This is a genomic window from Protofrankia sp. CiT1 (assembly GCF_917627335.1).
Taxonomy (GTDB): domain Bacteria; phylum Actinomycetota; class Actinomycetes; order Frankiales; family Frankiaceae; genus Protofrankia.
Map to the genome: position 1 here is coordinate 1867 of NZ_CAKJTP010000182.1, position 5392 is coordinate 7258.

Sequence of the window (5392 nt, forward strand, 5' to 3'; positions counted from 1 at the left end):
GGACATCGACGTCGATGCGGTCGGCGAGCCCGCCCCAGCCCGGATACCGGGAGGTGATCAGAATATGGCCGGGGCCGTCGGGGAGCCAGGGCCGTAGCCCGGTCGGTTCGGTGGCGTTGTCGAAGATCAGAAGCCAGCCGGGGTGCCGGCGCAGCCAGTCCAGCACGGCTGCGGCGTCGTCACCAATCCGCCCGGTGGTGGGTAGCCCGAGGTGGGGGGTGAGGGCGGCGAGCTGTTCGCCGATCAGATCGGTCTGTTCGGCGTCAATCCAACCGATCAGGGAGTAGTCGGCGGCGTACCGGTGGGCGTACTCGATCGCGAGTTGGGTTTTCCCGACGCCACCGAGGCCGTGTAGAGCGGTGACCGCTATCGATACCCCGTCGGCCAGGCCAGCCCGTAACTGGCCCAGGAGCGCCGCGCGGCCGGTGAAGTACCGGTTGCGGGCTGGGACCGTGAACACGGTGGGTAACTGGCCGGGGAATGCGGTGCCTATCACCGGGGCTGGGGGCGGGGTGAAGCTGCCGGGGAAACCGGTCGACACCCGGGCGACCGGGACCAGAGCGGTGGCTTCCAGCAGCCGGCGCCGTGCGGTGGTCTCATCCAAACGGTACAGGTCGCGGTAGCCGATCGTGGCCAGCACGGTGGGGATCGTGCAGTCGGCGACGCGCAGTGGGATGAGTTTCCTCCCGGCCAGCGCCGCGGTCCATTCCTGGGTGCACCAGTGCGAGTCGAAGTACGCCGGGGAGCAGAGCGCGATCGTGCGGGCGGCGGTGTCCATCCGCAGTTTGATCCATAGGACGAAGTTCTCCCCGGTGGGGGAGTCCCACGCCTGCACCGCCACTGTGCGGCCCTCGGTTTCCAGGACCTCGGCGACCCAGGTCGCCCATGCCTCGTCCGCGCTGGTGTAGGAGATGAAGAAGTCCACCCGCGCCAGCCCGTCCGGCTGGTCCTCTTCCATGCCCACCCCAGCAGCGTGCCACCCCAGCCGCGGACCGTCACTGACCGGACGGGACGGGACGGGACCGGACGGGATTAGGCCAGGTCAGGGCCGCTGGTCGGGTGCGGACGCCGCCAGCGGGTCGCGGCCTCGCGCAGGTCCATCGCCAGCACGTCGTTGACGGCGGCGAGATCGACCACCAGATCGACCAGCGCGGGTCCGTCGAGGCTTTCGAGGAAATCCCGCAGGTCGATCGGTTGGCCGTCGGCGTCGTAGAAGCCGTCGTCGCTACTGTCGAAGTCGTCGTCGTCCTCACCTGGGTCGATCGCCCCGGTGGCCACGAGCGCCAGCGCGACCGCGTGTGCGCAGAACTGTTCGACGGCACCTGTCGGACATGTACAGGTCGACCCCGGCGTCCCATCGATCACTGACAGCTGGGTCTGGGTGGGCTGGTCACCGTCCACGGTGCCGGAGGCGCTGCTCGGCCGGATCCGCAGATCGCCGACTCGGCCCTGCAACGCGAGGGCGACGCCGCGGGTGAACTCGCCCAGGCCCGCGAGGCGAGCGCACTCGTCCTCGTCGAAAACGGCGTGCAACGGGGTGATGGCGATGTCGTCATGTCCGTTTGGCCCCGACTGGTTGACGATCATCGGGCAATTCTACGAGACCCGCTACCGGTGGGCACAGGGCCCCGACGCCTCGGGCCGCGGCTCACGCCCGACATCACTCTGCCAGAGCCGCCCTGGCGATGCTGGACGTGACAGGCTCGGGCCCATGGCGGTGGTGGGTATCGGGGTGGATGTCGTCGACGTCGAGCGGTTCGCCGCCGTGCTGCGTCGGACCCCCTCGCTCGCCGATCGGCTGTTCACCAGCCACGAGCGGGCTGTCGAGGCGCCCGAACGGCTTGCCGCGCGATTTGCCGCGAAGGAGGCGTGCGCCAAGGCGCTGGGAGCGCCGCCCGGGATGTCCTGGCACGATGCCCAGGTTGTCACCGACCCGAGCGGGCGTCCGCGGCTGCGGCTCAGTGGCACCGTGGCGGCCGTGGCGGAGGGCCTTGGCATCCGCTCGTGGCACCTGTCCCTGACCCATGACGGTGGCGTGGCGATCGCATTTGTGATCACAGAGAACTGACCTCGGCCGTGGTGGCCCACTGGTTGCTGAGGAGCGCTGACGGAGGGCTGGGATGTGCGTCCGACGGTTCGACGGAGCACCTTCTCCGCAGCGAGCATGACGGCTATGAGATTCGCACATTCGGTAGCCCAGGTGCGGGATGCCGAGGCGCCTTTGCTCGCCGGCCTGCCGCCGGGCGCGCTGATGCAGCGGGCCGTCCACGGCCTGCTGTCGCATGCGGCGCGCAGGCTCGGCCGGGTGTACGGTGCCCGGGTCGTCATCCTCGCGGGGAGCGGTGACAACGGTGGTGACGCGCTGTGGGCGGGTGCGCGGTTGGCGGCCAGGGGCGCCCGGGTGGACGCCCTCGCTCCTGGGCGTACGCATCCAGCCGGGACCGCGGCACTGCTCGCGGCGGGCGGGCGCCTGCACTGCCTGCCCAGTCCAGACCCGGCCGGCGCGCGGCCGCCGCTTCCTGGCCGGCCGGTCGGCGAGGACACCGCCGCCAGCCTGCTGACCGCGGCGGACCTGGTCCTCGACGGCATGCTCGGTATCGGGGGGAAGGGCGGCCTGCGTGCGGGCCACGCCCGGTTGGCCGGGCTGTCCCCGGCCGGGCGCACCGTCGCCGTGGATGTCCCGAGCGGGGTGGACGCCGACACCGGCGCGGTGGCGGGCGCGGCCGTCCGCGCGAGCAGCACCGTGACGTTCGGAACCCACAAGCGCGGGCTGCTGATCTCGCCGGGGGCCGATCACGCGGGCCGGGTGGAGCTCGTCGACATCGGGCTGGCGCTTCCTCCGCCGGATCTGGTCGCTCTTGATGACGCCGCGGCCGCCCAGCTGCTGTCGAGCCCCCGCCCTACGGACTCCAAGTACACCCGGGGTGTGCTGGGGCTGGTGGCCGGCAGCGACGCCTATCCGGGTGCCGCGGTGCTCGCCACCGGCGGGGCGCTGCGTGGGGCCGCGGGCTATCTGCGGGTGGTCAGCACCGGCGCCGCCGCCGATCACGTGCGTCGCGCGCATCCCGAGGCTGTGGTCACCGAGATCGGCCCTGGTGACGGCGAGGCGGTTGTCGCGGCCGGCCGGGTGCAGGCGTGGGCGGTCGGCCCTGGCCTGCCACCGGACGGCGAGACGGCCCGGGTGGTGCTGGCCCTGCTGGCCAGCGAGCTGCCTGTGCTGCTTGACGCGGGCGCGCTGGGCGCGCTGGCGGGAGATACCCGGGCGGTTGCCGCACTGCGGGACCGGGCCGCGCCGACATTGCTCACGCCACACGAGGGCGAGTTCGTCCGGCTGGTCGAGGCGTCGTCGCACCGGGAGGCCGCGGCGATTGCCGAGGAACTGGCCGCGGACAGGCTGGGGATGACCCGGCGCGTCGCCGCCGAACTCGGGGTGACCGTGCTCCTCAAGGGCAGCCGCACGTTGATCGTCGACCCGGGCGGGCAGGCACGGGTGAACACCACCGGGACGCCGTGGCTGGCGACGGCGGGCAGCGGCGACGTCCTGACCGGGCTGTGCGGCTCACTGCTCGCCGGTGGGCTGACTCCACTGGATGCCGGCAGCGTGGGCGCGCATCTACACGGCCGGGCGGCGCAACGGGCCGGCCATCCGTTGGCTGCCTCCGAGCTGGTTCCGATGCTGGCGGCCCGCGGGCGCCGCCGGGCCGGCGGCAGCCGTTGACCGAACCGCGGCTGGTCCCGCCAGCTGGCCCCGCCGGGGTGCGATGTGAGCGGGATGTAGCGCCTCGGTGTGATCTGGCCGGGCGCTGCTTGTTACCGTCGGAGTACGTGCGCGGGTGGCCGGCGGCCGCGCGGAATAAGAGCGCCCGGCAATAGGGGCGTGGATCAAGGAGCGGGGCTGGGGTGCGTGCATCGCGAGGCGGAGGAGGGAGTCACCCTGGTGTTGGGTGGCGACCGACGACAATGCGGTGAGGTGCGTGCCCCAGCCCCGCGACGCCGCGTCCCCTGTTGCCGGTCGCTCTAAGGCTGAGAATCGCGCGTCCGGGGGCGGCCAGGCTGCTCTGGGCGGGTCAGGAAGGCGCTGGATGACACCGCAGAGTGAGGATCTGCCCGCGTGCGCGGTTATAGATCTTGATGCGGTCCGCGAGTCCGTGGCGACGCTGGCCGCCCGAGCCGGGAACGCCGCGACCATGGCGGTGGTGAAGGCCGACGGCTACGGCCATGGGATGATCGCCTGCGCGGGCGCGGCGCTGGAGGCCGGCGCGAGCTGGCTGGGGGTCGCGGTCATCGCGGAGGCACTTGCGCTGCGCGCCGCCGGGATCACGGCGCCGGTGCTGGCGTGGCTGGTCACTCCCGGGGAGCGGCTCGCGCAGGCGATCGCCGCCGACATCGACCTGTCCGCGTCGGCACCCTGGGCGCTGGCGGAGATCGCCGCGGCCGCGCGGCTGACCGGCCGTGCCGCGCGCGTCCACCTGAAGGTCGACACCGGCCTGCACCGGGCGGGGGCGACCGAGGAGAGCTGGCCAGCCCTGTGCGACGCGGCGGCGGCGCTTGCCGCCGACGGCCTGATCGACGTGGTCGGTGTGTGGAGCCATTTCGCCTTTGCGGACTCACCTGGTCATCCGACCGTCCGTGCACAGATCGGCTGTTTCGCGGACGCGGTGGCCGTCGCCGAGAAGGCCGGTCTGCGACCGTTCGTGCGGCACCTGGCCAACTCGGCCGCGACCCTGCTCAGCCCGGACGCGCACTTCGACCTGGTCCGGCCGGGAATCTCCGTGTATGGCCTGTCGCCTGGGCCCCAGGTCGGTTCTCCCGCCGCCCTCGGCCTGCGTCCGGCGATGACGCTCACCGCGCGGCTGGCGTTGGTCAAACGGGTGCCAGCGGGATGCGGGGTGTCTTATGGCCACCGTTATGCCACCTCGGCCGAGGCGACTCTGGCGCTGGTGCCGCTCGGGTACGCCGACGGCGTGCCCCGGTCGGCGGGCAACACGGCCGAGGTGCTGGTGGCCGGCTGCCGTCGGCGTATCGCCGGGACGGTGTGCATGGACCAGTTCGTCGTGGATGTCGGTGATGATCCGGTCCAAGCGGGTGACCAGGTCGTCCTGTTCGGGCCGGGGGCGCACGGCGAGCCGACCGCCACCGACTGGGCGGATGCCCTCGGCACCATCAATTACGAGATCGTCACGAGGATCGGCGCCCGGGTCCCGAGGGTGTACGTGAACGCGCCCCGCCCAGCCGGCTCGGCCGGCTCGGCCAGGCCAGCTGGGCCGGCCGGCTCCGCCGGGCTGGAAAACGGTCTGCCGTGAGCGTGCCGCTCGATGATGACGGCCTGCCGCCCGGTGGCCCGTGGACGGCAGCTTCAGCCCAGGTGCTGGGCGCCGGGCGGATGCTTGCC

At 72.5% G+C, this 5392-nt stretch carries 5 protein-coding genes; 3 read left to right on the top strand and 2 right to left on the bottom strand.

Annotated elements, in window-relative coordinates; all coding sequences use genetic code 11:
• Together MJ785_RS19175 and MJ785_RS19180 are read right to left on the bottom strand one after the other, a co-directional pair.
• The coding region (locus MJ785_RS19175) for a toll/interleukin-1 receptor domain-containing protein (RefSeq protein WP_239382127.1) at positions 1 to 958 on the bottom strand (958 nt) is incomplete at its 3' end.
• Positions 959 to 1032: 74 nt separating this feature from the next.
• Positions 1033 to 1587: an SWIM zinc finger domain-containing protein gene (locus MJ785_RS19180; protein ID WP_239382128.1), complete on the bottom strand. Its 555-nt coding sequence runs from the start codon at positions 1585 to 1587 to the stop codon at positions 1033 to 1035.
• Positions 1588 to 1711: 124 nt separating this feature from the next.
• On the opposite strand from MJ785_RS19180, the gene MJ785_RS19185 reads away from it, so the two are divergent.
• The 3 genes from MJ785_RS19185 to alr all read left to right on the top strand — a co-directional run bounded on the left by MJ785_RS19185 (position 1712) and on the right by alr (position 5303).
• Complete coding sequence (locus tag MJ785_RS19185; protein ID WP_239312463.1) at positions 1712 to 2068, top strand: holo-ACP synthase; 357 nt, start codon at positions 1712 to 1714, stop codon at positions 2066 to 2068.
• Between the two features lie 105 nt (positions 2069 to 2173).
• Positions 2174 to 3718, top strand: a complete 1545-nt coding sequence (locus MJ785_RS19190) for an NAD(P)H-hydrate dehydratase (RefSeq protein ID WP_239382129.1) — start codon at positions 2174 to 2176, stop codon at positions 3716 to 3718.
• Between the two features lie 364 nt (positions 3719 to 4082).
• Positions 4083 to 5303 (top strand): alanine racemase, encoded by a 1221-nt coding sequence (gene alr / locus MJ785_RS19195; protein WP_239347980.1) that lies wholly within the window; start codon positions 4083 to 4085, stop codon positions 5301 to 5303.
• The last annotated feature ends 89 nt before the right edge of the window (positions 5304 to 5392 follow it).

Bases quoted from the DNA above. Each gene is read 5' to 3' on its own strand.
- MJ785_RS19190 (WP_239382129.1), top strand. From the start codon at position 2,174: ATGAGATTCGCACATTCGGTAGCCCAGGTGCGGGATGCCGAGGCGCCT.
- alr (WP_239347980.1), top strand. From the start codon at position 4,083: ATGACACCGCAGAGTGAGGATCTGCCCGCGTGCGCGGTTATAGATCTT.
- MJ785_RS19180 (WP_239382128.1), bottom strand. From the start codon at position 1,587: ATGATCGTCAACCAGTCGGGGCCAAACGGACATGACGACATCGCCATC.
- MJ785_RS19185 (WP_239312463.1), top strand. From the start codon at position 1,712: ATGGCGGTGGTGGGTATCGGGGTGGATGTCGTCGACGTCGAGCGGTTC.